Annotated in this window: 25 protein-coding genes; 20 read left to right on the top strand and 5 right to left on the bottom strand. The window is 61.9% G+C overall.

All coding sequences use genetic code 11. The features are described 5' to 3' along the window. Positions 1-11: 11 nt before the first annotated feature. The gene (locus FDW83_RS03595) at positions 12-1,823 is read left to right on the top strand and encodes a glycosyltransferase family 39 protein (protein ID WP_171027434.1); all 1,812 of its coding nucleotides are present in this window, start codon (positions 12-14) and stop codon (positions 1,821-1,823) included. Positions 1,824-1,876: 53 nt separating this feature from the next. Here the strand turns inward: FDW83_RS03595 and rpsI are convergent, their stop codons facing one another. Together rpsI and rplM are read right to left on the bottom strand one after the other, a co-directional pair. Continuing rightward, on the bottom strand, positions 1,877-2,383 hold the full coding sequence (rpsI, locus tag FDW83_RS03590) for a 30S ribosomal protein S9 (RefSeq protein WP_138136226.1): 507 nt from the start codon (positions 2,381-2,383) through the stop codon (positions 1,877-1,879). 38 nt (positions 2,384-2,421) lie between these two features. After that, positions 2,422-2,865 (bottom strand): 50S ribosomal protein L13, encoded by a 444-nt coding sequence (rplM, locus tag FDW83_RS03585; protein ID WP_058266544.1) that lies wholly within the window; start codon positions 2,863-2,865, stop codon positions 2,422-2,424. Between the two features lie 346 nt (positions 2,866-3,211). Here rplM and FDW83_RS03580 point away from each other — a divergent pair, with 346 nt between their 5' ends. The 18 genes from FDW83_RS03580 (at position 3,212) to FDW83_RS03495 (ending at position 18,872) form a co-directional block, all read left to right on the top strand. Further along, positions 3,212-3,826, top strand: a complete 615-nt coding sequence (locus tag FDW83_RS03580) for a prepilin peptidase (RefSeq protein ID WP_138136460.1) — start codon at positions 3,212-3,214, stop codon at positions 3,824-3,826. A gap of 266 nt (positions 3,827-4,092) precedes the next feature. After that, the gene (locus FDW83_RS03575; RefSeq protein ID WP_045729605.1) at positions 4,093-4,293 is read left to right on the top strand and encodes a Flp family type IVb pilin; all 201 of its coding nucleotides are present in this window, start codon (positions 4,093-4,095) and stop codon (positions 4,291-4,293) included. Positions 4,294-4,377: 84 nt separating this feature from the next. Beyond that, a complete protein-coding gene (locus FDW83_RS03570; RefSeq protein ID WP_138136225.1) occupies positions 4,378-4,776 on the top strand; it encodes a TadE family protein in 399 nt (132 codons plus the stop codon). Continuing rightward, positions 4,764-5,768 carry a TadE/TadG family type IV pilus assembly protein gene (locus tag FDW83_RS03565; RefSeq protein ID WP_138136224.1) on the top strand — a complete coding sequence of 335 codons (1,005 nt, stop codon included), beginning with the start codon at positions 4,764-4,766 and terminating at the stop codon, positions 5,766-5,768. The genes FDW83_RS03570 and FDW83_RS03565 overlap by 13 nt, the downstream gene beginning before the upstream one ends. A 19-nt stretch (positions 5,769-5,787) precedes the next feature. Then, entirely contained in the window at positions 5,788-6,540 is a 753-nt protein-coding gene (locus tag FDW83_RS03560; RefSeq protein ID WP_138136223.1) for a Flp pilus assembly protein CpaB, read from the top strand. Next, entirely contained in the window at positions 6,537-7,736 is a 1,200-nt protein-coding gene (locus FDW83_RS03555; protein ID WP_138136222.1) for an AAA family ATPase, read from the top strand. The genes FDW83_RS03560 and FDW83_RS03555 overlap by 4 nt, the downstream gene beginning before the upstream one ends. Positions 7,737-7,888: 152 nt before the next feature. Further along, positions 7,889-9,190: a CpaF family protein gene (locus FDW83_RS03550; protein ID WP_370281164.1), complete on the top strand. Its 1,302-nt coding sequence runs from the start codon at positions 7,889-7,891 to the stop codon at positions 9,188-9,190. Continuing rightward, complete coding sequence (locus FDW83_RS03545; RefSeq protein WP_138136221.1) at positions 9,190-10,143, top strand: type II secretion system F family protein; 954 nt, start codon at positions 9,190-9,192, stop codon at positions 10,141-10,143. Before FDW83_RS03550 ends, FDW83_RS03545 begins: the two co-directional genes overlap by 1 nt. A gap of 10 nt (positions 10,144-10,153) precedes the next feature. After that, complete coding sequence (locus FDW83_RS03540) at positions 10,154-11,026, top strand: type II secretion system F family protein (protein WP_138136220.1); 873 nt, start codon at positions 10,154-10,156, stop codon at positions 11,024-11,026. Between the two features lie 272 nt (positions 11,027-11,298). Beyond that, positions 11,299-11,502 carry a Flp family type IVb pilin gene (locus FDW83_RS03535; protein ID WP_138136219.1) on the top strand — a complete coding sequence of 68 codons (204 nt, stop codon included), beginning with the start codon at positions 11,299-11,301 and terminating at the stop codon, positions 11,500-11,502. 77 nt (positions 11,503-11,579) lie between these two features. Next, positions 11,580-11,954 (top strand): TadE/TadG family type IV pilus assembly protein, encoded by a 375-nt coding sequence (locus FDW83_RS03530; protein WP_138136218.1) that lies wholly within the window; start codon positions 11,580-11,582, stop codon positions 11,952-11,954. Then, on the top strand, positions 11,942-12,973 hold the full coding sequence (locus tag FDW83_RS03525; protein WP_138136217.1) for a TadE/TadG family type IV pilus assembly protein: 1,032 nt from the start codon (positions 11,942-11,944) through the stop codon (positions 12,971-12,973). The genes FDW83_RS03530 and FDW83_RS03525 overlap by 13 nt, the downstream gene beginning before the upstream one ends. A 40-nt stretch (positions 12,974-13,013) precedes the next feature. Beyond that, entirely contained in the window at positions 13,014-13,769 is a 756-nt protein-coding gene (locus tag FDW83_RS03520; protein ID WP_138136216.1) for a Flp pilus assembly protein CpaB, read from the top strand. Then, positions 13,766-14,962 carry an AAA family ATPase gene (locus FDW83_RS03515; protein WP_138136215.1) on the top strand — a complete coding sequence of 399 codons (1,197 nt, stop codon included), beginning with the start codon at positions 13,766-13,768 and terminating at the stop codon, positions 14,960-14,962. The genes FDW83_RS03520 and FDW83_RS03515 overlap by 4 nt, the downstream gene beginning before the upstream one ends. Next, positions 14,962-16,482, top strand: a complete 1,521-nt coding sequence (locus tag FDW83_RS03510) for a CpaF family protein (RefSeq protein ID WP_138136214.1) — start codon at positions 14,962-14,964, stop codon at positions 16,480-16,482. Before FDW83_RS03515 ends, FDW83_RS03510 begins: the two co-directional genes overlap by 1 nt. A gap of 9 nt (positions 16,483-16,491) precedes the next feature. Continuing rightward, entirely contained in the window at positions 16,492-17,424 is a 933-nt protein-coding gene (locus tag FDW83_RS03505) for a type II secretion system F family protein (protein WP_138136213.1), read from the top strand. A gap of 6 nt (positions 17,425-17,430) precedes the next feature. Further along, positions 17,431-18,315, top strand: coding sequence for a type II secretion system F family protein (locus FDW83_RS03500; RefSeq protein WP_138136212.1), 885 nt, complete (start codon positions 17,431-17,433; stop codon positions 18,313-18,315). Positions 18,316-18,407: 92 nt separating this feature from the next. After that, the gene (locus tag FDW83_RS03495) at positions 18,408-18,872 is read left to right on the top strand and encodes an Hpt domain-containing protein (protein ID WP_138136211.1); all 465 of its coding nucleotides are present in this window, start codon (positions 18,408-18,410) and stop codon (positions 18,870-18,872) included. Here FDW83_RS03495 and FDW83_RS03490 read toward each other — a convergent pair. Continuing rightward, positions 18,869-19,681 (bottom strand): response regulator transcription factor, encoded by an 813-nt coding sequence (locus FDW83_RS03490; protein ID WP_138136210.1) that lies wholly within the window; start codon positions 19,679-19,681, stop codon positions 18,869-18,871. The two genes, FDW83_RS03495 and FDW83_RS03490, sit on opposite strands and share 4 nt — an antisense overlap. Before the next feature lie 257 nt (positions 19,682-19,938). Here FDW83_RS03490 and FDW83_RS03485 point away from each other — a divergent pair, with 257 nt between their 5' ends. Continuing rightward, complete coding sequence (locus FDW83_RS03485; RefSeq protein WP_138136209.1) at positions 19,939-21,606, top strand: cell wall metabolism sensor histidine kinase WalK; 1,668 nt, start codon at positions 19,939-19,941, stop codon at positions 21,604-21,606. Here FDW83_RS03485 and FDW83_RS03480 read toward each other — a convergent pair whose 3' ends face one another. Together FDW83_RS03480 and rplQ are read right to left on the bottom strand one after the other, a co-directional pair. After that, positions 21,607-22,497 carry a tRNA pseudouridine(38-40) synthase TruA gene (locus tag FDW83_RS03480; protein ID WP_138136208.1) on the bottom strand — a complete coding sequence of 297 codons (891 nt, stop codon included), beginning with the start codon at positions 22,495-22,497 and terminating at the stop codon, positions 21,607-21,609. It abuts the gene before it with no gap. A 32-nt stretch (positions 22,498-22,529) separates the two neighbouring features. Beyond that, positions 22,530-23,117 carry a 50S ribosomal protein L17 gene (gene rplQ / locus FDW83_RS03475; protein WP_138136207.1) on the bottom strand — a complete coding sequence of 196 codons (588 nt, stop codon included), beginning with the start codon at positions 23,115-23,117 and terminating at the stop codon, positions 22,530-22,532. Positions 23,118-23,149: the final 32 nt, after the last annotated feature.

The raw sequence follows: 23,149 nt of genomic DNA, 5'->3' as shown, positions 1-23,149 counted from the left end.
GCCTACCCGCCATGGCTTTAGCCGTCGTGGCGGCTGCGGTCTACTCCTGGGACCTTACTGTGAACGGTTGGGGGAACCCCTACTACGCAGCCGCCGCGCAAGCCGGCGCCCAAGACTGGTCCGCGTTCTTCTTTGGATCGGCCGACGCGGGAAACGGACTCAGCGTTGACAAACCGCCGCTTCACCTTTGGCTTATGGCTTCGTTTGTCAAGGCCTTCGGTCTAAGTTTCGCTAGCGTGCTGATACCGCAGGCCTTAATGGGTGTGGCAACGGTACTACTCGTGCATGGCACAGTCTTGAACTGGGCAGGACGGCGCCAGGCCTTCATGGCAGGGCTGTTCGTAGTGTTGACGCCAGTGACATCGATAGTTTTCCGCTTCAACAACCCGGATGCTTTGTTGCTCCTGCTCTGGGCAGCAACTGTGTACTTATCAGTGCGTGCAGTAAAGCGCAGTAGGGCGCGAGACCTTTACTTAGCCGCTTTTGTTTTGGGGCTGGCATTTTTATGCAAGCAGTTCCAAAGTTGGATACTGGCGCCAGCAATCATTGCTTCAATCTTTGCCTTTGGGTTCGACACCCTAATGATGCGAGTCCGGCGCCTGCTGCTAGCCGGACTCGTGATGCTTACACCGGCTGTTGCGTGGATAGCCGCTGTGGAACTGACACCACCTTCCAGCCGGCCGTGGATTGGCGGATCAACGACAAACAGTTTCCTTGAACTGACGTTTGGGTATAACGGTCTGGGTCGACTAACGGGCCACACGAGCCTGGGCGCTGTGAACCCGAAGGACTTTGACGGGGTCGTAGGTCACGACGCAAGTCTTATCAGACTGGTGACCATAAATTATGCCCCCGAAATTGCTTGGTACCTTCCGTTGGCAGTTGCCGCGGCTGCCCCCATGGCGATCGGACTCTGGAACCGTCGGTATACCAGGATTGAATCCTACGCGGCCACGCTCATCCTCATCTGGTTCGCCACAACCTTTTCTATTGTGAGTTTCATGACGGGGGACATCCACCCCTACTACACAGCGATGCTCGTCCTACCCATGGCATTCCTGTCGGCTCACGCTTGCGAACAAGCTTGGACGAGACGGACAAAGGCTGCCTATGCACGCGGAGCAGCATTCACAACCCTTGTTTGCGTTTTCCTTGCTTCTGGCATACTCACATGGTTCCACGGGTGGAACCCGTGGGCCGCAAACGCCATCAAGCTGGCAGCCCTTGCCTCAGCATGCGTGTTGTTGCTACCGCGACCGGAAACGAGACCCCTCACCACGAAAATCTCGCTTCTCATCGCAGGCGTATCAATAGTTCTAGTGCCTGGACTCTTCATTGGAGAGTCGATACGAACGCCCCAGCAGGGCTCGTTTCCAATATCGGGTCCAGTCCCTACCGCAGAAAGCTGGCACAAGCGCGACGCTGAGCAGCTCCGGCTAGGTGAGAAGACTAAATATGCGCTGGCGCGAGGTGAGCCCGTTATTCCTCAAATTGCCGCACTCATTGAATCGGCGCAATCAGACGTGCGCTGGGCGGCAGCCACGACCGGCAGCGAAAACGCTGCCCTTTATCAGCTTTCGACCGAGCGCCCCATCATGTCAATAGGCGGTTTCTCAGCCTTGGATTCGTTCCCGGCGCTGCCAGTGTTCCAGCAATACGTCAGTGACAGGAGCATTCGGTACTACATCCACCAACCAGGAATCCTGCACTGGAGTGCAGGCAGCAATACGCTTTCAGTTGTGACTTGGATTGAAAGCAACTTTAATCATCAAGAATTTGACGGTGTGCGGCTTTACGACCTAAGGAGCCCGCTGCATGATTAGATGCAAGGAGCCCGCCCCGCCAATGGCGGGACGGGCTTTTTGTGCAAGCGAATTTAGCGCTTGGAGTACTGCTGGGCCTTGCGGGCCTTCTTAAGACCAGCCTTCTTACGCTCGATGACACGGGCGTCGCGGGACAGGTAACCGGCCTTCTTCAGGGTGGCGCGGTTGTTCTCGACGTCGATCTCGTTCAGTGAACGGGCGATGCCGAGGCGCAGGGCACCTGCCTGGCCGGAGATGCCACCTCCGTGGATACGGGCGATAACGTCGTAGGCACCTTCAAGATCGAGGATCTTGAAGGGCTCGTTGACGTCCTGCTGGTGCAGCTTGTTCGGGAAGTAGTTCGCCAGCTCGCGGCCGTTGATGGTCCACTTGCCGGTGCCGGGCACAACGCGAACGCGGGCAACGGCTTCCTTGCGGCGGCCAACTGCAGCGCCGGCAACGGTCAGGGCCGGGCGCTCCTTCTTGGGAGCAGCTTCAACAGCAGTGCTCTCAGAGGTGTAGCTGGTCAGGTTTTCCTCGGCCTCAACGGCCTCGGTGGTCAGTTCTTCGTTCTGAGCCACGATTCTCCTTGGATAAGTAAGTTGTTTGGTGGCCAGGACTACTGGGCGACCTGGGTGATTTCGAAAGTCTTGGGCTGCTGGGCGGCGTGCGGGTGCTCAGCACCGCGGTACACCTTCAGCTTGCTCAACTGCTGGGCAGCCAGGGAGTTCTTGGGGAGCATGCCCTTGATGGCCTTCTCCACGGCACGGACCGGGTTCGACTCGAGCAGCTCCGCGTAGTTGACGGAGGTCAGGCCGCCCGGGTAGCCGGAGTGGCGGTAGGCGCGCTTCTGGTCCAGCTTGGAGCCGGTCAGGGCAACCTTTTCAGCGTTGATGATGATGACGAAGTCGCCCATGTCCATGTGGGATGCATAGGTGGCCTTGTGCTTGCCGCGCAGCAGGATTGCGGTCTGGCTTGCAAGACGGCCAAGGACAACGTCGGTGGCGTCAATGACGTGCCACTGGCGGTTGATATCGCCGGGCTTCGGGGTGTACGTACGCACGGTGTTTGCCTCGTTCTTGTTCTGGCGTTCTTGTTTAGGCGCCACACGAAAGTGGACGCCTGCTATCTGCGCGTTACCGGAGCAGAGGTGAGGACTCTATGTACCAGTCATCCTGAGGTTCCGAATGTGCCTGCCGAGTAGTTATCCTGCAACCGGATTCTCAGACGGGCACGCGCCATCGGAATAGGACACGCACAACGACTATCAAGATTAGCGCGATAAGGGGTTCAGGGTCAAAATGGGGTAGCCGGATGCCGCTTGAGCGCCTGCCGGCCCGAGGACGCAGGGGGTCGCGGTGTTTGCAGCAGGTTACGACAGCTCTTCATGGTGGCCTTGGGTCGTGGCCATGGCACTCCTAGGTTGCGTCCTTTCCCCTGCCACGGAGGCCCTGATAGCAAGGCGCCTGCCCAGGCTGGGCAGGCTTCCCTCCCTTCCTGTCAGAATCACGACGGCGGCTCTTACCGGGCTTGTCTGCGCCGCCTTTGCTGCGCGCATTGGAATCAGCCTCGGACTGCCGGCATATATTTTCTTGGCCGTTTTAGGGGTGCAGCTCGCGCGAATTGATATTGCCCTGCATCTGCTGCCCAACCCGCTTGTACTGGCGCTGCTCGCAGGCGGCCTTTTGCTGCTTTTGGCGCCCGGAATACTCAATCAACAAGCTGACAATTTGTTACGGGCAGTGCTGGGAGCCGCAATTTTGTTTGCCGGGTACCTTCTTTTGGGACTAATTTCGCCCGGCGGCATCGGCATGGGCGATGTGAAGCTGGCAGCGCCGGTCGGGCTGTACCTCGGGTACCTAGGTTGGAGTCATCTGCTCCATGGCGGTCTCCTCGGGTTCGTCCTGAATGGCCTTATCACAGTGGTCGTTTTGCGCCGGAAGAGCAGCGAGACGGTGACAGAAGTGGCTCACGGCCCCTCCATGCTTGGCGCTACTGCGTTCGCCGCGCTCTTCTTCGCGTAGCAGCTTCAAGCGCCTCTTTCCCGGCGCGCAGACCACAAACCAAGTAGTGACTCCGTGTACTCACCTCGCCTCTGAGTACTCTGGGCCCGTTTCAAGTACGTACATTTTGCGTTCCTTGAAAAAGTCGAGTACCACTACGCATTGTTGCAACTAACCCCCGAATGACAATCTCTTCTTAGCGAAGTCCAGCCGCTAAATGTTTATGGGGGCAGCTGGAAATTCGTTGGAATCAAATCAATCCATTTCACCGAATTAAGGACATTACAATGACTTCTCTTATGGTCTCGATGATGGCATTTGTCGCTGGCGTCAAGGATCGCTTCTCTTCCGAAAAGGGCGCCACGGCAACGGAGTACTCGCTCCTGGTCGGTCTCATCGCGCTCGTCATTGTCGCCGGCGTCACCCTCTTCGGCGGCAACCTCAACACCTTCTTCAACGGCCTCGCCGGCAAGGTCGGCGCCTGGTAAGCATCGACAACGGTGTGCCGCGCAACAGCGCGGCACACCGCACCTATTTCCTAGCCCAGCAGTCCAGCAGCCCAGGGGGACGCGTTGAAACGCAGACAAACAAACGCGGATGACAAGGAGCGGGGCGCCGTCGCTGTCGAGTTCGCCCTTGTCGCCCCCGTCTTGGTGGCGTTACTTATCGGCATCGTTGAATTTTCGAATGCCTACAACATCCAGGTTTCCGTGACCCAAGCCTCGAGAGAAGCAGCTCGGACCATGGCAATCACCAAGGACACCGCTAAGGCCACCGCCGCCGGCAAGGCAGGCGCACCCTCAATTAACTCGAGCCTGCTGAGCTTTGACTATTCGGCAGCCACCTGTCCCGCAACATCGCCCGCATCGAACGCCCTGGTAAAGGTGACCTACACCGGTCCATCATTGACTGGTTTTTTTGGGTCCAGCCTCTCTGTGACAGGGAAAGGAGCCATGCAATGCGGCGGTTAATTAGAGTCATGCGATCCCGGAACTCAGGTGAACGGGGTGCGGCAGGCGTAACCGTGGCGATCATGATGTTAGTGCTCATCGGGGCCGGCGCTATGGCAGTTGACGTAGGCCAGATTTATTCGGAACGTGCTCAGCTACAAAACGGGGCCGACGCGGGCGCCCTGGCGGTAGCGCTCAGCTGTAAGCAAGGCACCTGCAATTCGGCTCTAGCAGACGGCTTAGCCAACTCCAACTCGAACGATGCCGCCAGCATGGCCGCCGTTGACCTTAGTGTACCCACCCAGGTCACAGTGACCACGTCCACTAAGAACGGCTCATCCAGCTTCCTAACGAACTTGTTCGCGAATGCCATAAATGCGGGTCCCGTGACTGTGGGAGCGCAAGCGGTCGCCGGCTATGGCGTACCTGGAAGTGGATCAGGATTCCCGCTGGCATTGTCGGACAACTGCTTCAACTTGACCTCAGGTAGCCAAACGGCGGAGGTGCAGAAGATGTCGTACAAGCCGGGTGGAACTTGCACAGGGCCTTCCGGTACGCAGATCGCAGGTGGTTGGGGCTGGCTGGATGAAGACACCCCCTGCAATGCGGTCACACACGTTGGGACGAATGATATGGGCTCAGACCCAGGAAACAATCCACCCAGCGGCTGCGCGACCATCCTGGAGAACTGGAAAACCACAATTTTGGAGGGGGGAGAAGTCAAAGTGCCGTTCCCCGTCTTCGATGTCGCTAGCGGCACAGGCCAGAACGCCACATTCAACATCATTGGCTATGCGACCTTCAAAATTTGGGGCTGGAAGTTCGGCAACAACGGGGTTTATGAGTTCCGGAACACCAGCGCCGATCCCGGCATGACCAGTGCTTTGGCCTGCACTGGCGGCAATGACCGATGCGTCATTGGCCAATTCGTCAAGTTCGCAGCAATCGGCTCAGGCAGTTCTGTTCCCGGAGGCGTCGACCTCGGTACATCTGAAATCCGACTCATCAAGTAGTAATCAATAAGGGGAAGCAATGAAAGCACGCCTACTGGGAGGCATTGCCGCATTGGTTGTAGCGATCATAGGCACGGTCCTTCTATTCAATTACGTGCAGGGCGCGGATAGACGCGCACTCGCCAACACTGAAACGGAAGATGTTTTGGTGGTCAAGCAGGAAGTGCCGGCCGGAACACCAGCCAACGAGCTTGGCCAGTACCTTGCTACAAAAACTGTTCCTCGGACTGCCGTGGCAGAGGGTGTGGTGGCCGACCTCGCGTCCGTCAGCTCGAAGGTAACGGCGGTGGCACTGCAGCCAGGTGAACAACTCTTGACCAGCCGCCTGGTAGACACAACTGCCTTCCTTGGCCCGGCGAGGGTAAAAGTTCCTGAAGGACTCCAAGAGGTCACTGTACGGCTCAGCATCGACCGGGTTGTGGGTGGCAAGATCCAGGCTGGCGACACGGTAGGCGTGTTCATTTCACTCAATGATGCGACGCAGTTGACCTTTCACAAAGTTTTAGTGACGGCGGTGCAGTTCGGCTCCGGGCAGGCTGCACAGACGCAGGGCGAGGCTACGCAGGCCAGTGCTCAAGGCGCCCTGAACTCTGAGAATTCGGACAAGCCAGCTTCGAGCGACTCTTATCTCATTACATTCGCCAGGAACGCCGTTGATGCTGAAAAGCTGGTTTACGCCGCCGAGTTCGGAAAAATCTACCTCTCCAAAGAACCGGCAGACGCTACCGAAGGCACCAACGGGGTCGTCAATAGCGCAAAGGTATTCCGATGAGCCGTTTCATATTGATTTCCCCATCGACTGACTACGAACGCAAAGTTCGGGCGTCGGTGGCCCCTCTGAGCGGGTCACTCCAGTATTTCCAGGCTGACTACCTGCCCGAATCGCCCGACGACATCCTTCGCCTGCAGGCAGGCGAACCGCCGGAAGTACTGATCCTCGGCCCCGGCCTTCCACAGGACGAAGCCCTCAAATTCGCTGCAGTGATGGACCTTCAGTATCCGGAGATCAGCATCGTCCTGGCAGCAAATGACGACGGAGAGCTGGCACTGAACGCGATGCGCTCAGGCATCAGGGACCTGCTGCCGCCCTCCGCTGACATGGATCAGGTGCGAGCTTTAGTGGAACGCGCCAGTCTTGCCGCGGCTGGCAGGAGACGGGGATTAACTCCCAGCACCGCTGAACGCCCCACTGCAGAGGGTGGACGTGTGATCGCTGTTATGTCCCCTAAAGGCGGAGTGGGCAAGACAACCGTTGCCACTAACATTGCGGTCGGCTTGGGCCAGGTCGCCCCGATGAGCGTAGTGGTTGTGGATCTCGATTTGCAGTTTGGCGACGTAGCAAGCGGATTGATGCTGGAGCCCGACTTCACCATTACAGATGCTGTAGTTGGAGCTGCAAGCCAGGACGCTATGGTGCTCAAGACTTACTTGTCCATGCACCCGGCAAACATGTATGTCCTATGCGCTCCCCGCAATCCCATCGACATGGACAAAATCTCCGGGGACCATATTGGTCATTTGCTTGGCCAACTGAGGGCCGAGTTCCAATACGTTGTGGTCGACACTGCACCTGGGCTTGGGGAACATGTGCTTGCCACGCTGGAGCAGGCCACGGACGCTGTATGGGTTTGTGGGATGGACGTTCCGAGCATTCGCGGCTTGCGGACCGGGTTCCAGATTCTTTCGGAACTTGACCTGCTGCCTGATAACAGGCACGTAGTGCTCAACATGGCCGATCGAAGGACGGGCCTTACGGTGCAGGACGTAGAAGCAACCATCGGCGCTCCCGTAGATGTGGTGCTGCCGAAGTCCCGGGCGGTTCCATTCTCAACCAATAAAGGTGTTCCCTTGCTACAGGACGGTAGCCGGGACTCAGCCGCCAAGGGCCTCCGGCAGCTTGTCGAGCGTTTCAAGCCAAACTGGGAAGCCCCGCGTAAGAAGCTCCACAGAAGGGCGGTAGTACAGTGACTCTTTCACACAGGTTTGCAAAATTGCGGGGCGAAGAAGTCGTTGGGTCCGAGCTAACCGCCATCCCGGAAGCAGCGCCGCTTCCATCCACACTGGGCGCCATCCAGCAAGCCCAGGAAGCCGAACAAGCTAACACGAGCCTTTTAGAGCAGGTGAGCACGGGTCATGCCAGTGAAGCCCTTGCCGGCCTGAAAGAGCGTGCCAGCCAGGCTCTTTACGAGCGGCTTGGTTCCCGCATCACTGATTCCTCCCTCGAAGAGTCAGAACTGCATCAGTTCGTGAAAGATGAGCTGAAAGCGGTGGTTGACGAGGAACAGGTTCCACTGTCCCAAGGAGAACGCCAACGCCTAACTAGGGAAATTATCGACGACGTCCTGGGGCATGGTCCGATGCAGCGTTATCTGGACGATCCCTCAGTCACTGAAATTATGGTTAACCGTGCCGATCAGATTTATGTGGAGAGGAACGGCCATCTGTTCCTAACAGATACAAAGTTCAGCAGCGAAGATGCGCTACGCCGGGTAATCGAGAGGATCGTGACGCGGATTGGACGCCGCATCGACGAGTCCTCACCACTGGTGGACGCTCGCCTTCCGGATGGTTCACGCGTCAACGCGATCATTCCACCACTTGCGGTAAACGGGGCCTCTCTGACAATCCGGAAGTTTGGGCGCGAAGCACTCACCGTCGAGAAGCTCATCAGTTTCGGAAGCCTTTCGCCGGAGATGGCTGAACTTCTTCAGGCTTGCGTGCACGCACGTATGAACATCATCGTCTCCGGCGGTACAGGTACGGGAAAGACGACGATGCTGAATGTTTTGTCGTCCTTCATTCCCGCGACCGACCGCATCGTGACCATCGAAGATGCGGTGGAACTTCAGCTTCAGCAGGATCATGTGGTGCGGCTTGAAAGCCGGCCTGCCAACATTGAGGGCAAGGGCGAAGTTTCAATCCGTGACTTGGTTCGCAACTCGCTGCGTATGCGCCCTGACCGAATAGTCGTAGGTGAGGTCCGTGGCGGCGAGTCGCTGGACATGCTCCAGGCCATGAACACGGGGCATGACGGCTCCATCTCCACGGTGCATGCTAACTCCCCGCGTGACGCGGTCGCGCGTCTGGAGACACTGGTTCTCATGGCCGGAATGGACCTGCCCCTTCGGGCAATTCGCGAGCAGATCGCCTCGGCGGTAAATCTAATCGTCCACATATCACGGCTTCGAGACGGTACTCGTCGGGTCACCCACATTACGGAGGTTCAGGGTATGGAGGGTGACATCGTCACCCTCCAGGACGCCTTCGTTTTCGACTACTCGGCGGGGATCGATGCGAACGGCCGCTTTTTGGGTAAGCCTGTCCCGACTGGAGTTCGGCCCCGGTTCACTGACAGGTTTGATGAACTTGGGATCAGGATTTCTCCGTCAGTATTCGGCGCCCAAGCGGTAAGGGGACGGTGATGGGAACCGCCGAGCCCTCGGTCATGATGATGGTGCTGGGTGTCCTCCTGATCTTCGCGGCAGTCCTTGTGCTGTTCACCGTGGTCTTGAAACCTCGGCACACAATTCCTCTTTCGCGCCGGCGGCCTGACGTAGCTGCAGCGACCTCCCGATTGACCATCCTGACTGATACTGCGGTTGGGGCAATCAACAAGCGACTGAAAGGCAAGAAAGAGTTCCTGATCAGCCGCGAGAAACTCGAACGGTCCGGTGTCAAGACTGAGCCGGCGAATTTCCTGCTCATGATGGGCGCCGGGGCGCTGAGCGGCAGTGTTCTCGGTTTCCTCTTTGGCGGTTTATTTCTCGGAATAGTCATGCTCATTGTGGTTCCTGCCGGAATGCTCGCATACCTTTCGGTGCTCACAGCCAGGCGTAAGAGTAGGTTTGACGAACAGTTGCCGGACACGCTCCAGATGCTCACGGGAAGCATGCGGGCTGGTCACTCTCTCCTCAGGGCTATCGATGCCTCTGCAAAGGAGTCCGAGGCGCCGATGTCGGAGGAACTGAGCCGCATTGTCAACGAAACCAGGATCGGTCGTGATCTGGGTGAGTCCATGATGGACGTCTCGGCCCGCACCGGCAGTGAAGACTTTTCGTGGATCGCTCAGGCTATCGAGATCCACCGCGAAGTGGGTGGAGACCTGGCTGAGGTCTTGGACCACGTGGGCGAGACGATACGTGACCGGAACCAGATCAGGCGCCAGGTCAAGGCGCTCAGCGCGGAAGGCAAGATGTCCGCTGCAGTCCTCATGGGCCTGCCGGTTGTCCTCTTCTTCGCATTGATCTTTATCAATCCCCAATACTCGAAGACCTTCACGAGCACGGTTCCCGGGTACCTGATGCTTGGCGTCGCTGCTGTGATGCTCACGGCCGGTGGAATCTGGCTCAGCCGTCTAATCAAGCCGAAGTACTAGGAGGATGGACATGTCACCGATAGCACTGGGCGCGATCTTGGCCATCATTCTGCCGGTCACTTACTTGGTATGGTCCGTGGCTGCCACTGACAGGGTGGCTCTACGTAATATCCAGGCAAATCTCGGACAGCGGGCGCGGAACGCTGCTCCCCAGAATTTTGCTGCAGGATTTAGCACCATTGCACGCAGGATGGCACCGGTCGGTTATATCGCTTGGCTTGATAGGCAGCTCGCTGGCCTCGGACGCCCTAAGGAATGGCCGCTTGAGCGTCTCCTGATCGTCAAGCCCCTGCTGGCCCTAGGTCTGGGATTGCTGGGGTTGCTCAACTTCCTTGCCTCGCCGGCCCCGGCCCGCTTCGGCATCCTGATCGCCGCGCTTGCCTTCGGATACTTCACACCGGATCTGCTGGTGCGAACCAACGCGGAAAAACGGAGGGCAAAAATTCGGCAGGAACTGCCAAACACTTTGGATCAAATGCTCATCTCCGTGCAAGCTGGACTTGGATTCGAAGCCGCCATGGCCCGCACTGCCCAAAACGGCGCCGGACCTCTGGCAGATGAGATGACCCGTACTCTGCAAGACATGCAGGTAGGACGCTCCCGTAAGGAGGCCTACCTGGCAATGTCCGACAGGGTAGACGTGCCGGACCTGCGCTCCTTCATTCGGGCAATAGTCCAAGCGGACGCCTACGGCATCGCTATTGCAAAGGTGTTGAAGGTGCAGGCACATGAGATGCGGCTGAAGCGCCGTCAGCGCGCCGAGGAACACGCCATGAAGATTCCGGTGAAGATCCTCTTTCCGCTGATCTTCTTCATCTTTCCGACCCTCTTCATCATCCTGCTGGGGCCCGCTGTCATGAACATAGTCGCGGCCTTCTCCTAGCAAATCCCATCCAGGCCCGCCTGGGAACGCGCATGTGCGCCCATAAACCGGACCCCCTCGGCACCCAGAACCGAGGGGGTCCGTTTGTGTGCCTCGACATACGAATTGCAAGAGTTTCCGCAGCAAAAACCAAGCAAAAGCACAAGAAAAGTACAGGTGCGAAAGCCTTTACACAGGATGCTCCAAGATCCGGCTTTAGGACGAATATCCGTTGCTAACTTCGTATCAGCGCTGGTGCAGGACCAGCCATCCGTCTCGCTCAGGAGTCACAAATGCTTTCTTTCTACACCAACCTCATGACCCGTCTTCGCCGCGATGAAAAGGGCGCTACCGCCGTTGAATACGGCATCATGGTTGCACTTATTGCCGTTGTCATTATCGTCGCTGTGAGCACGCTCGGCGGAACTTTGAACGGGATGTTCGAGACCGTAAGCACCGACATCAAGACTCCTCCCACTGCTGTCGCAACTCCCTAGTACCCCGGTTCCGGACCCCATATCGGAACCGTCTCCCCCAACATGGGCCAGAACACGTTCAAGAGGAGGTGCAGCAGGTGCGGAACGATTCGGAGCGCGGAGCAGCCGCCGTCGAATTCGCCATCCTGTTGCCCCTCCTCTTGATGCTGGTCCTGGGAACTATCGAATTCGGCCGCGCCTACAACGCCCAGATCACGCTCACCAACGCTGCCCGCGACGGTGTCCGCGTGATGGCCATCGCCAACGATCCCACAGCCGCGAAAACGGCGGCCAAAAATGCTGCCGCGTCCGTCAGCACGAGCATTTCCGATGCAGACATCACCCTCAGCACCAACGTCTGCAGCACCGGAAACCAGGTGACACTCAGCATCAACCACAACCTGTCCACCATCACCGGCATCGCCGGCCCGTTCCCGATGACCGGCAAAGGAGTCATGCTGTGCGGCGGCTAGGCGGCAACAACGAGAAGGGCGCCGTCAGCGTCATCATCGCCATCCTCATGGTGACCCTCCTCGGCTTCGTGGCCATCGCCGTCGACGTCGGAGTCGTTTACTCCGAACGCGCCCAGCTGCAAAGCGGCGCGGACGCCTCCGCCATCGCCCTCGCGCAGAAGTGCGCCAAGAACGGCACGGACGCACAATGTTCGACGACAGCAACCCTCGCCACCAGCCTCGCCAACCAGAACGCTTTGGACGGCATGAGCAAGGTCCACACCATCGAACTGGACAAGGCAGCGCGCAAGGTCAGCGTCACCACCACAGCGAAGGAACAGGGCGGCCCGGACAACAGCGTCTCCCTCTTCTTCGCAAACGTCCTCGGCATTCCAAGCAAAGAAGTCGGAGCGCGGGCCTCTGCCGAATGGGGAAGCCCCAATGCCGGACGCACCGCCTTCCCCCTGGCTTTCTCGATCTGCCAGGTCAAAGGCCACGTGGACGGCTCACTCCAACTGCTCCAGGATCACGGGAACAATGCCAACCCGGACTGCAACTACGGCCCGTCAGGGGCCGCAGTCGCCGGAGGGTTCGGCTGGTTGGCACCAGATCCAGGAAAATGCGGAGGCACCATCGACCTCGCCGCCAGCGAGGGCGGAAGCGACACGGGCAGCAACGCCCCCACCCACTGTTCAACCGAACTCACCAAGTGGGCCAGTGAAATAACCGCAGGCAGGAAAGTCACCGTCCTCCTGCCTGTGTTCAACAAAGTCACAGGAACAGGTTCGGGCGCCGTGTACGGCCTTATATCCTTCGCGGCATTCGACGTGACCGGCTGGAAATTCAGCGGTGACAGCGGCCTTCCCTATACCTTCCAGAACCGTGCTTCCACGGCCACCGGTGTTACGTCAACCACCGAATGCCGGGGCAACTGCCGAGGCATCATCGGCAAATTCGTCAAATACGTTTCACTCGCCGACGGCTACACCTTGGGCCCGGTGGACGAATACGGGGCCACCATCGCCCGGCCCACCCTCTGACCGGCACCACCCGAAGTACAACCTTGCTCAGGAGCTGAAAGTGAAGTCTCGCCTGCTCGCCGGAACGGCCGCCGTCGCCCTGGCGCTCGTGGGAGCCATCCTCATCATCGTCTACGCCAACGGCGCGGACCAGCGCGCCCTCGCCTCCACGGAACCAAAAGAGGTCCTGGTGGTCAAGGAAGCCATCCCGGCCGGAACGCCGGTGAACGATATGGCCGCGAAACTGGTCATCGAGCAGGTTCCCGCGGCCGGCGTTTCAGAGACGGCAGTCAGCACCCTGGACAACAAGGCCGGCACCGTGGCTGCCGTGGACCTGGTCCCCGGCGAACAGCTCCTGGCCGAACGGCTCGTGGCCCTGGAGGACGTCAAGAAGCAGGGTGCGGTGGAGGTTCCCGCCGGGCTGCAGGAAGTCAGCTTCCAGCTCGAACCCCAGCGCGTGGCCGGGGGCCGGATCAACGTGGGCGACCATGTGGGCATTGCATTGAACTTCGACAACGGGGCCTACAAGGCAAAGGCGGAAGACGCCACCACCCAGCTCACCCTCCGCAAGGTCCTGGTCACCGCGGTCCAGCGCGCCCCGGGAGCGGCGAGCGCGGAACCGGCGGAAGACGGTTCCAACCCGCAGGACACCACCCTCCCCGAAGGCTCCCTCATGCTCACCGTCGCGGTCAGCGATGTGGACGCGGCCAAGATCATCTTCACCTCCATCAACGGAAGCCTCTGGCTGACCAAGGAACCCCTGGACGCCCAGGACAACGGCCCCCGGGTCGAACGGAAGGAAGTGGTGTACAAGTGAGCCGCTTCATCCTGCTCTCCCCCAACGGCGAGTTCGACCAGAAGCTGCGCGCCGCCGTCGCGAACGGCCTGCGCGGCAGCGTGCAGACCATCGCCTCGGACATCCTCCCCGCCGGCCCGGCCGAGCTGTTCGCCCTCCTCAACCAGGAACAGCCGGAAGTTATCATCATCGGCCCGGACGTTCCCTACGAGGAAGCGCTGCGCTTCGCCAAGGTCTTCGACGTCCAGCTGCCCGGCCTCAGCCTGGTCCTGGTCAGCGAAGTGGACCCGTCCTTCCTGCTGCACGCCATGCGCGCCGGCATCCGGGACATCATCAGCCCCCAGGCGGACGCCGCCGAGATCCGGGTGCTGCTGGAACGCGCCTGCCAGTCCTTCGCCACGCGGCACCGCAGCTCCGAAACCGCCCCGGCGGAAAACGGCGCCAAAGGCCTGGTGATCGGCGTCTTCTCCCCCAAGGGCGGCGTGGGCAAAACCACCCTCGCCACAAATATCGCCATCGGCCTTGGCCAGATCGCGCCCATGAGCGTGGTCATCGTGGACCTGGACCTGCAGTTCGGCGACGTTGCCTCCGGCCTTTACCTCAACCCGGAGCACACCGTCACGGACGCCGTCACCCCCGCGGCGGCGCAGGACTCCCTGGTCCTCAAGGCCTTCCTCACCGTCCACCCGGCCGGCATCTACGCCCTTTGCGCCCCGCCCAACCCGGTGGACGCAGACCACATCACGCCGGACCAGATTACCCGCCTGATCGAGCAACTGGCCCAGGAATTCCAGTACGTAGTCATCGACACTGCCCCGGGCATGCCGGAGATCGGCCTTGCCGCGATGGAGCAGTGCACCGACGTGGTGTGGGTCAGCGGCATGGACGTGCCCAGCCTGCGCGGCCTGCGTTCCGGCCTTGAAGTCCTCCGCCAGCTGGACATCATGCCTGAATCCCGGCACGTGGTCCTCAACATGGCGGATTCCAAAACCGGGCTCAACGTCCAGGACGTGGAATCGACCATCGGCGCGCCCGTGGACGTCAGCGTCCCACGGTCCCGTGCTGTTGCCTTGTCCACCAACCGCGGCGTCCCCGTCCTCCAGGAATCCAAGAAAGACCCCGCTGTGAAGAGCCTCCGCCAACTGGTGGAGCGGTTCAATCCGGCGTGGCGTGCCCAGACCCAGCGCAAGCTTCACCGAAGGGTGGTTATCTGATGAAACTCTCCGAACGGATCAGCGCGGCCCAGAACCGCTGCCAGCCCTCCGGCACGTCCACCGCCGTGCTTGAGCGGCCCCGTGCCGCTGCGCCCTCCGCGCCCGCCCCCGTTGCGACCGCGGAGGGGCACCTCCCAGCGCAGCCCGCCGTCGTCGTTCCCGCGCACGACGCCGGCGCACAGCAGGTGCATACCGCACCCAAGGTGGACGTCTTCGCAGCCATGAAGCTTCGGGCGGCCAACGCCCTTTTCGAGCGGATGGGCGCGCGCTTCAACGACGCGGCCGTCACCGAGCAGGAGCTCCGGAGTACGGCCAAGGAGGAGCTCAGCCGCATCATCGACGCCGAGCAGGTGCCCCTCACCTCCGAGGAGCGCACCCGCCTGGTCCGCGACGTGGCCGACGACGTGCTGGGCTACGGACCGCTCCAGCGGCTGCTGGACGATCCCGCCATCACGGAAATCATGGTCAACCGCATGGACCAGATCTACGTGGAGCGCAAGGGCAAGCTCACGCTCACTGACTCCCGGTTCAGCTCCGAGGAGCACTTGCGCAAGGTCATCGAGCGCATCGTGTCCAAGGTGGGCCGCCGCATCGACGAGTCCTCGCCCCTTGTGGACGCGCGCCTCGAGGACGGCTCGCGCGTCAATGCCGTGATCCCGCCGCTGGCCGTGGGCGGTTCCTCGCTGACCATTCGTAAATTCAGCAAGACCCCGCTGACGGTCCGGAACCTGGTCGACTTCGGCACCCTGACCCCGGAGATGGCAGAACTGCTCAACGCCTGCGTGAAGGCCAAGCTGAACATCATCGTCTCCGGCGGTACCGGCACGGGAAAGACAACCCTGCTTAACGTGCTGTCCTCCTTCCTGCCGCACGACGAACGGATCGTCACCATCGAGGACGCCGTGGAACTGCAGATCCAGCAGGATCACGTGGTCCGGCTGGAAAGCCGGCCGCCGAACACCGAAGGCAAGGGCGAGGTGACCATCCGTGAACTGCTCCGGAACTCGCTGCGTATGCGCCCGGACCGGATCGTGGTGGGCGAGGTCCGCGGCGGCGAATCACTGGACATGCTCCAGGCCATGAACACCGGCCACGACGGATCGCTCTCCACCGTGCACTCCAACTCGCCCCGCGACGCCGTGGCCCGCCTGGAAACCCTGGTGCTGATGGCGGGCATGGACCTGCCGCTGCGCGCCATCCGCGAACAGATCGCCTCCGCCGTCAATCTCATCGTGCAGATCTCCCGCCTCCGCGACGGTTCCCGCCGCATCACCCACGTCACGGAGGTCCAGGGCATGGAAGGCGACATCGTCACCCTGCAGGACGCCTTTGTGTTCGACTACTCCGCCGGTGTGGACGCGCAGGGCCGGTTCCTCGGCAAGCCCGTGGCCACCGGCATCCGCCCGCGCTTCATCGACCGCTTCGAGGACCTCGGCATCCACGTTTCGCCGGCCGTCTTCGCCACGCCGCAGAACCCGGGCGCCCAGGCACCCCTCGCGCAGAACAACCCCGGAAGGTAGGAGCCCGCCGTGATCCTCGCCGCCGGAGCCGTCATCCTGCTCGCTGCCGTCTGCCTGCTGGGTGTCGCCGTGATTTTGCCTGGCGCCCCCGCGGTGCCGCTGGACCGCCGTCGTCCGTTCGAAGCGGAGCCGCCGTCCTCCCTCTCGCGCTTCGCACTCTCGGCCGTCCGCTCCTTCGAACGCCTCCTGGCCGGACGGAACATCACACTGTTCTCCCGCGCAGAGCTTGAAAACGCAGGGCTTCGGCTGAGCCAGGCCGAGTTCTTCCTGCTGGTGGGCATCGGCGCGGTCGTCGGGATGCTGGTAGGCACCGTTACCGTAAACCCGCTGGTGGGGCTGCTCCTCTCCCTGCTGGCACCGTTCGCGGGCAAACTCGTCCTCGGGTTCCTGGCCGGAAAGCGCAGGGCCGCGTTCGACGGCCAGCTGGGCGACACCCTGCAGCTCCTCTCCGGCGGCCTCCGCGCCGGCCACAGCATCCTCCGGGCCATCGACGCCGCAGCCACCGAGTCGCAGAAGCCCACGTCCGAGGAGATGCGGCGGGTAATCACCGAAACCAGCCTGGGCCGTGACCTGCTGGCCGCCCTCAACGACACGGCGGACCGGATGAAGAACGAGGACTTCATATGGATCTCCCAGGCCATCCAGATCAACCGCGAAGTGGGCGGCAACCTGGCCGACGTCCTGGACCAGGTGAACGAAACCATCCGCGAGCGCGCCGAGATCAAGGGCCATATCAAGGCGCTCGCGGCTGAAGGCAAGTTCTCCGCCTATATCCTGATCGCCATGCCGTTCGGCATTGTGGCCATGCTGCTGGCCGTAAGCCCCGGCTACATGAACTCCATGTTCACCCATCCGCTGGGCTGGGCCATGATCGGGGCGTCGTTTGTCCTGATGACCATCGGTGCGCTGTGGATGCGCAAGATCATCGACCTGAAGTTCTGAGGACCCATGAACGTGATCGTCTTCCTCGCCATGTTGCTGGTCTGTGTTCCGCTGGGCGCACTCGCCTGGTCCGTCCTGACGGTGGACCGGCAGGGCCGGCTGGCCGTCAATGAGCTGCTGGCCCGGGGTTCTGCACCCTTGACGGTTGCGCCGGAACACAAGCCCGGGCTTCTGGAAGCTGTTGGACGCCGCCTCACTCCCCCCGCGTACGTGGCCTTCCTGGACCGGCTCCTGGCCCTGGCCGGTCGGCCCGTGTCCATGCCGCTCGGCAAGGTGCTGGGCTCCAAGCTGGCCATCGGCCTGGCCGGGTCCAGCGTGGGCCTCTACCTCACCGCCATCGGCAGCACGCCGCTGATGAAACTGGCAGGACTCTTTGTCCTCGTCCTCGGATACTTCATTCCGGACCTCCTGCTCTACAGCAAGGGCCAGGAACGGCAGAAGGTCATCCAGCTGGAACTGGCAAACACCCTCGACCAGATGCTGATTTCAGTGGAGGCCGGGCTCGGATTCGAAGGCGCCATGGCCCGGGCCGGCGAGAACGGCAAGGGCCCGCTCGCTGAGGAACTGGTCCGCACCCTCCAGGACATGCAGGTGGGCCGCAGCCGCCGCGAGTCGTACACCGCCCTGGCGGAACGGACCAACATCCCGGAGCTGCGCAGCTTTGTGCAGGCCGTGGTCCAGGCCGATACCTACGGCATCGCCATCAGCCGGGTACTGCGGGTGCAGGCGAAGGTGATGCGGGTCAAGCGTCGCCAGCGGGCCGAGGAAAAAGCCATGAAGCTGCCGGTGATGATCCTCTTTCCGCTCCTCTTCTTTATTTTCCCGGTCCTCTTCATCGCAATCCTGGGCCCGGCGGTGGTCAACACTGTGATGACGTTCAGCGGCCAATAGGAGGCTTAAGGCCCGCTGAAGAGTCGCTCAAGGTTTGCACAGCTTCACCCGAAATCGGCCAACGAAGGAATTCCAGGAAGTAGCCTTGAACAATGCACAGTCAAGATTCCGGCTCCAGCAACGAGGGCCAGGCTGCCGGTCCTTTGCCCGCCGGAATCCCTTCCGCTGTCCAGTCCGCCCCGTCACAGGAAGCAGCCAGGCTCTTGCCGCTCGTTGACGCCACGGTCCTCGAAGAGCTGGAGGACGAACTCGCAGGCACCGGCATCGCCCAGCGCTTCGCCCGCGACTACGCCGCCATGTGGGACCTCCGCTACACCCGGCTTGCCGCAGCAGTGGACCGCCGGGACGGTGATTCCGCCCTCGATGCCGCCATCAGCCTGAAGATCAGTTCCGCTATGGTGGGCGGGCTGCGCCTCGCCAGACTGGCAGAACTGCTGGAAACGGTGATCCGCCAGGGCGACTTCGGCAGCGGGCAGGTGCTGATGGAGCGCGTTGCCCAGGACGGCGGCCTGACGGTCTCTGAACTACAGGCCACCTACATCCTCGAAACCGACTAGGACTCCTCAGGCGGCCGGGCCGGCGCCAGCCTGTACCCCACGCCGCGCACCGTCTGCAGCCAGCGCGGCGACAACTGGTCTTCCTTGAGCTTGCGCCTCAGGTTGCCGATGTGGACCTCGACGGCGCGTTCGTCCGCCTCGCTGATGTAAGTGTCCTCGTCGTAGTACTCGCCGCGCACCGCCCGCACCAGGTCCGCCCGGGTGCACACCGCCCCGCCGCCTTTGAGCAGCACATGCAGCAGGTCGAACTCGCTGCGCGTCAGCGCCAGCGGTTCCCCTTTCACTTCCACACTCCGCGTCCGGTGGTTCAGGACCAGGCCGTTGTGCTGCAGGACAGCGGCGTCGTGGTGCCGAGCTGCCGGGGCAGCCGGTGCCGCCCCCCACGCGGCAGCCGGGGGACTCTGTCCGCCGGGTACTGCATGCCCGGTGGTTTCGTGCCGCGGCCGGCGCATCATCGCCGCCACCCGGGCCCGCAGTTCACGTGGCCTGAACGGCTTTGCGATGTAATCGTCAGCACCGGCGTTCAGCGCGGAGAGCAGGTCCGGCTCCTCGGTCCGGCCCGTCAGCATCACCACGTACGCGTTACTGAAGTGGCGGATTCGCCGCAAAACCTCGAATCCGTCAATATCCGGCAGGCCGATGTCCAGTGTCACCACGTTAGCCTGCTTGTTGCGGACCACCTCAACCCCGGCCCGCCCATCAACGGCTGTGTGCACCTCAAATCCCGCCTGGCTCAGAACCCCTTCAAGGAGGTTCCGAACGTCGGCGTCGTCTTCGATGACTACAGCCACACCAAGATCGTCGTCCATTGCCATCCCTGCGTCAGGCGGAGCATGACCCCCCATTGGCCCAGCGCCAATGCCATATCCGCTCGAACCCTTTATACGGTACTAGTAAGCCGGGCTGATCACATCTGTTTGATCATTCATTGGCAAAAGTCAATTATCATGACAAGACATGTGCATTATCGGCTGGGAAAGGATGTGCATGACGGTGACCTGCAGCATTTTGGCCGTGCGCAAGGCCCCTGCCTGGAGCATGGTGCCGCGGCTCAAGAACGGCCTTCATGGCTGAACCCCTGTTCCGGCGCGGTCCGCTGCGCTTTTTCCGGGAATTGGGGACCCGCTCACAAGTTGCACTGTGCCAGCTGCCGCTGACACTAGTGGTTGCTGCGCTGGCAGTTGCCACGCCGTTCGCCTGGCCGTCGCTGCTGCAGAATCCTGTCTATCTGGCCGGCATTGTCCTGCACGCAGCACTGTTTGCCGCATGCTTTCTGGTGCCGTGGGAGAGGCTGCCCCATCGGCCGTACCTGCTCATCCCCGTCCTGGATTTCCTTGCCATCGGCCTGCTGCGCAACGGTGCCATGCCCCTCCTCCCCGGCCTTGCCGTACTGGTGGTATTCCCGGTCATCTGGCTCTCTGCGTCAGGAATGCTTGCGAGGAGCAGCCTGGTCCTAAGCTTCGTGGGGCCGATGCTGATCATGCTCCCACCCGTTCTGGGCCGATTCCCCAACCTCACAGCCTCCGACGTCACAACCGTATTCCTCTTCCCGCTGATGATGCTGGCTGTATCGCTGGCCATCCGCTTCGCCAGCATTAACCTCCGGCTGCAGCAGCGGGAACTGGCCAAAAAGGACCGTGAACTCCGGCGCCTCCTGCACCAAAGCCGGGAACGGGAAAAGCTGCTCGAAACCGTCCTCGACGCCACCGACGTTGGAATTGCCGCCGTCGACCGTTCAGGCCACTTCCTGGTCTCCAACATCCGGCAGCGGGACTTCCGCCGGGCAACCCGCGCGGACGACGCCGTCCCCGGGCAGGGGCACCAGCTGATTTTCGGGCCGGACAGGCGCACCCTGCTCCCGCCTGAGAAGCGGCCAATCAGCCGGGCCGTGGCCGGCGAGTCGTTTGCGGACTACCTGGTATGGGCCGGCGAGGGCAACGAGCAGCGGGCGGTATCCACCGCCGCACGGCCATTGATGAGCGAGGACGGCAGCCTCACCGGCGCCGTGGTTGTGTACAGCGATGTCACCGGCTGGGTGGAGGCCCTGACAGCCAACCAGGAGCTGGTCTCCAACGTCTCCCACGAGTTCAAGACGCCACTGAACTCAATCATCGGCAACGTGGACCTGGTGCTCGACGACGTTTCAGCCCTCCCGCCGCAGGTATCGCGCCGCCTCGAAGTGGTGCAGCGCAACGCCGAGCGGCTGCTTGCGCTCGTATCGGACCTGACAGCATCCGCATCCACGGCCTTGAACGTGCACCCGAAACGGACTGACCTGGCCAGCCTTGTGGAGACCAGCGTCGGCTCAGCCCAGGCACAGGCGGAGCAGGCGCATATCGAGCTCACCGCGGACGTTCCATCGCCACTGTGGGCTTACGCTGACCCGATCCGGATCGGGCAGGCGCTGGACAACCTCGTGTCCAACGCCATCAAATACTCCCCCGACGGCGGCCGGGTCAGGATCAGCGCGGAAGCCGGCAGCGACTGGGTGCAGCTGAGCGTCAGCGACACCGGAATGGGCATCAGCAGCGACGACGCCGCCCGCGTTTTCCGGCGTTTCTTCCGTTCCGACGCGGCCCGGGACGCGGCCATTCCAGGGGCGGGCCTGGGGCTGTCCATCACCAAGATGATCGTGGAACGGCACGGCGGCACCATCACCTGCGTCAGCGGCCAGGGCGAAGGAAGCACCTTCACCCTCACGCTCCCCGCAGACGGCCCCCCACCGTCGTTCTAACTATTCGCGGACTGCCCGAGTGAGCTCGGCACGCGCCAGCAGCCGGCCGTCGGCCGGGTAGGCCACTTCCTCAAGCACCAAGGGATGCGGCGCTGCCAGCACGGACTTTGCATCCCTCTTCCGGGCGAGCAGCCGCTCGTGGAGCCAGCCGGGCTCCACCACGCCCTCCCCCACGTACAGTGCGGACCCCACCAGGGCACGGACCATATTGTGGCAGAAGGCATCAGCCTGGACGGTGGCGACGATAACCCCGTCCTCCCCGCGCGCGAATTCGAAGCGCTGCAGGTCGCGGATGGTGGTGGCGCCCTCCCGGGGCTTGCAGAAGGCCAGGAAGTTCTGCAGGCCCAGCAGTTGCGAGGCGCCCTCATTCAGCAGCGCAACATCCAGCGGGCTCTTGTGCCACAGGGTGAAGTACCGCTCGAGGGGATCCCACAGCGCGGGGCCGTCGGCGATCCGGTAGCTGTAGCGACGCCAGAGGGCGGAAAAGCGGGCGTCGAACCCCTCCGGCGCGAGGGCGATGCGGTGGACTTCGACGGCGCCGTGCAGGTTCCCGAGCACGCGGTTCAGGGCGCCACGGATCCGTCGCAGCATGGCGACGGCGGGATCGGGTTCGTGCCCGCGGGCCAGTCCCAGCCACTCGGCTTCGGCAAGGTCCAGGTGGACCACCTGGCCGCGGGCGTGGACGCCGGCGTCGGTGCGCCCGGCAACCGTGACCCGCACGGGGCGGCGGACCAGAAGCTCCAGGGCCTCCTCCAGGACGCCTTGGACTGTGCGCAGACCGGGCTGCACTGCCCACCCGCTGAACGGGCCGCCGTCGTACGAAAGATCAACGCGGATACGCAAAAACCCGCTGCCCCCTGGAGCGGGGGCCGCGGGTTTTTGGTGGTTCATAGACCCAAGTCTATGCGAAGCGGATCAGCGAATTACTTCGCGTCCTTCTCCTCGGCAGCCGGAGCTTCGGCAGCTTCCTCAGCGGCCGGAGCCTCTTCGGTTGCAGCCTCGTCAGCGGCAGGAGCCTCGGGAGCTTCTTCAGCAGCGGGAGCCTCAGCAGCTTCGGTCTCGGCGACCTCGGCCTCGGGAGCTTCCTCGGCGGCCGGAGCAGCCTTGGCAGCAGCCTGGGTGGCTTCCGCGACTACGGCCTGCTTGGCGGAAACCGGCTCGAGGACCAGTTCGATGACAGCCATGGGAGCGTTGTCGCCCTTGCGATTGCCGATCTTGGTAATGCGGGTGTAGCCGCCGTTGCGGTTCTCCACTGCCTGGGCAATGTCGGTGAACAGCTCGTGGACAACGCCCTTGTTGCTGATCAGGCCCAGGACGCGGCGGCGGGAAGCCAGGTCGCCGCGCTTGGCGAAGGTCACCAGGCGCTCTGCGTAAGGCTTCAGGCGCTTGGCCTTGGTCACCGTGGTGGTGATCCGCTTGTGCTCGAACAGGGATGATGCCAGGTTCGCGAGCATGAGGCGCTCGTGAGCCGGGCCGCCTCCGAGGCGCGGACCCTTAGTGGGGGTAGGCATAATTGTTTCTCCTCATGTGGAAGCCGTGGGCT

This window comes from Pseudarthrobacter sp. NamE2 (assembly GCF_005796205.1).
Taxonomy (GTDB): Bacteria; Actinomycetota; Actinomycetes; order Actinomycetales; family Micrococcaceae; genus Arthrobacter.
Note: the sequence above shows the minus strand (reverse complement) of the source record. Positions and strands in the feature narration are given on the sequence as shown.

What these genes read in the sequence shown, in the direction of transcription:
- FDW83_RS03580 (WP_138136460.1), top strand. Translation starts at nt 3,212, where the DNA reads ATGGCACTCCTAGGTTGCGTCCTTTCCCCTGCCACGGAGGCCCTGATA.
- FDW83_RS03535 (WP_138136219.1), top strand. Translation starts at nt 11,299, where the DNA reads ATGCTTTCTTTCTACACCAACCTCATGACCCGTCTTCGCCGCGATGAA.
- FDW83_RS03545 (WP_138136221.1), top strand. Translation starts at nt 9,190, where the DNA reads ATGGGAACCGCCGAGCCCTCGGTCATGATGATGGTGCTGGGTGTCCTC.
- FDW83_RS03560 (WP_138136223.1), top strand. Translation starts at nt 5,788, where the DNA reads ATGAAAGCACGCCTACTGGGAGGCATTGCCGCATTGGTTGTAGCGATC.
- FDW83_RS03495 (WP_138136211.1), top strand. Translation starts at nt 18,408, where the DNA reads ATGCACAGTCAAGATTCCGGCTCCAGCAACGAGGGCCAGGCTGCCGGT.
- FDW83_RS03485 (WP_138136209.1), top strand. Translation starts at nt 19,939, where the DNA reads ATGGCTGAACCCCTGTTCCGGCGCGGTCCGCTGCGCTTTTTCCGGGAA.
- FDW83_RS03510 (WP_138136214.1), top strand. Translation starts at nt 14,962, where the DNA reads ATGAAACTCTCCGAACGGATCAGCGCGGCCCAGAACCGCTGCCAGCCC.
- FDW83_RS03490 (WP_138136210.1), bottom strand. Translation starts at nt 19,681, where the DNA reads ATGGACGACGATCTTGGTGTGGCTGTAGTCATCGAAGACGACGCCGAC.
- FDW83_RS03595 (WP_171027434.1), top strand. Translation starts at nt 12, where the DNA reads ATGGCTTTAGCCGTCGTGGCGGCTGCGGTCTACTCCTGGGACCTTACT.
- FDW83_RS03500 (WP_138136212.1), top strand. Translation starts at nt 17,431, where the DNA reads ATGAACGTGATCGTCTTCCTCGCCATGTTGCTGGTCTGTGTTCCGCTG.
- FDW83_RS03555 (WP_138136222.1), top strand. Translation starts at nt 6,537, where the DNA reads ATGAGCCGTTTCATATTGATTTCCCCATCGACTGACTACGAACGCAAA.
- FDW83_RS03540 (WP_138136220.1), top strand. Translation starts at nt 10,154, where the DNA reads ATGTCACCGATAGCACTGGGCGCGATCTTGGCCATCATTCTGCCGGTC.
- rplQ (WP_138136207.1), bottom strand. Translation starts at nt 23,117, where the DNA reads ATGCCTACCCCCACTAAGGGTCCGCGCCTCGGAGGCGGCCCGGCTCAC.
- FDW83_RS03480 (WP_138136208.1), bottom strand. Translation starts at nt 22,497, where the DNA reads ATGAACCACCAAAAACCCGCGGCCCCCGCTCCAGGGGGCAGCGGGTTT.
- FDW83_RS03565 (WP_138136224.1), top strand. Translation starts at nt 4,764, where the DNA reads ATGCGGCGGTTAATTAGAGTCATGCGATCCCGGAACTCAGGTGAACGG.
- FDW83_RS03575 (WP_045729605.1), top strand. Translation starts at nt 4,093, where the DNA reads ATGACTTCTCTTATGGTCTCGATGATGGCATTTGTCGCTGGCGTCAAG.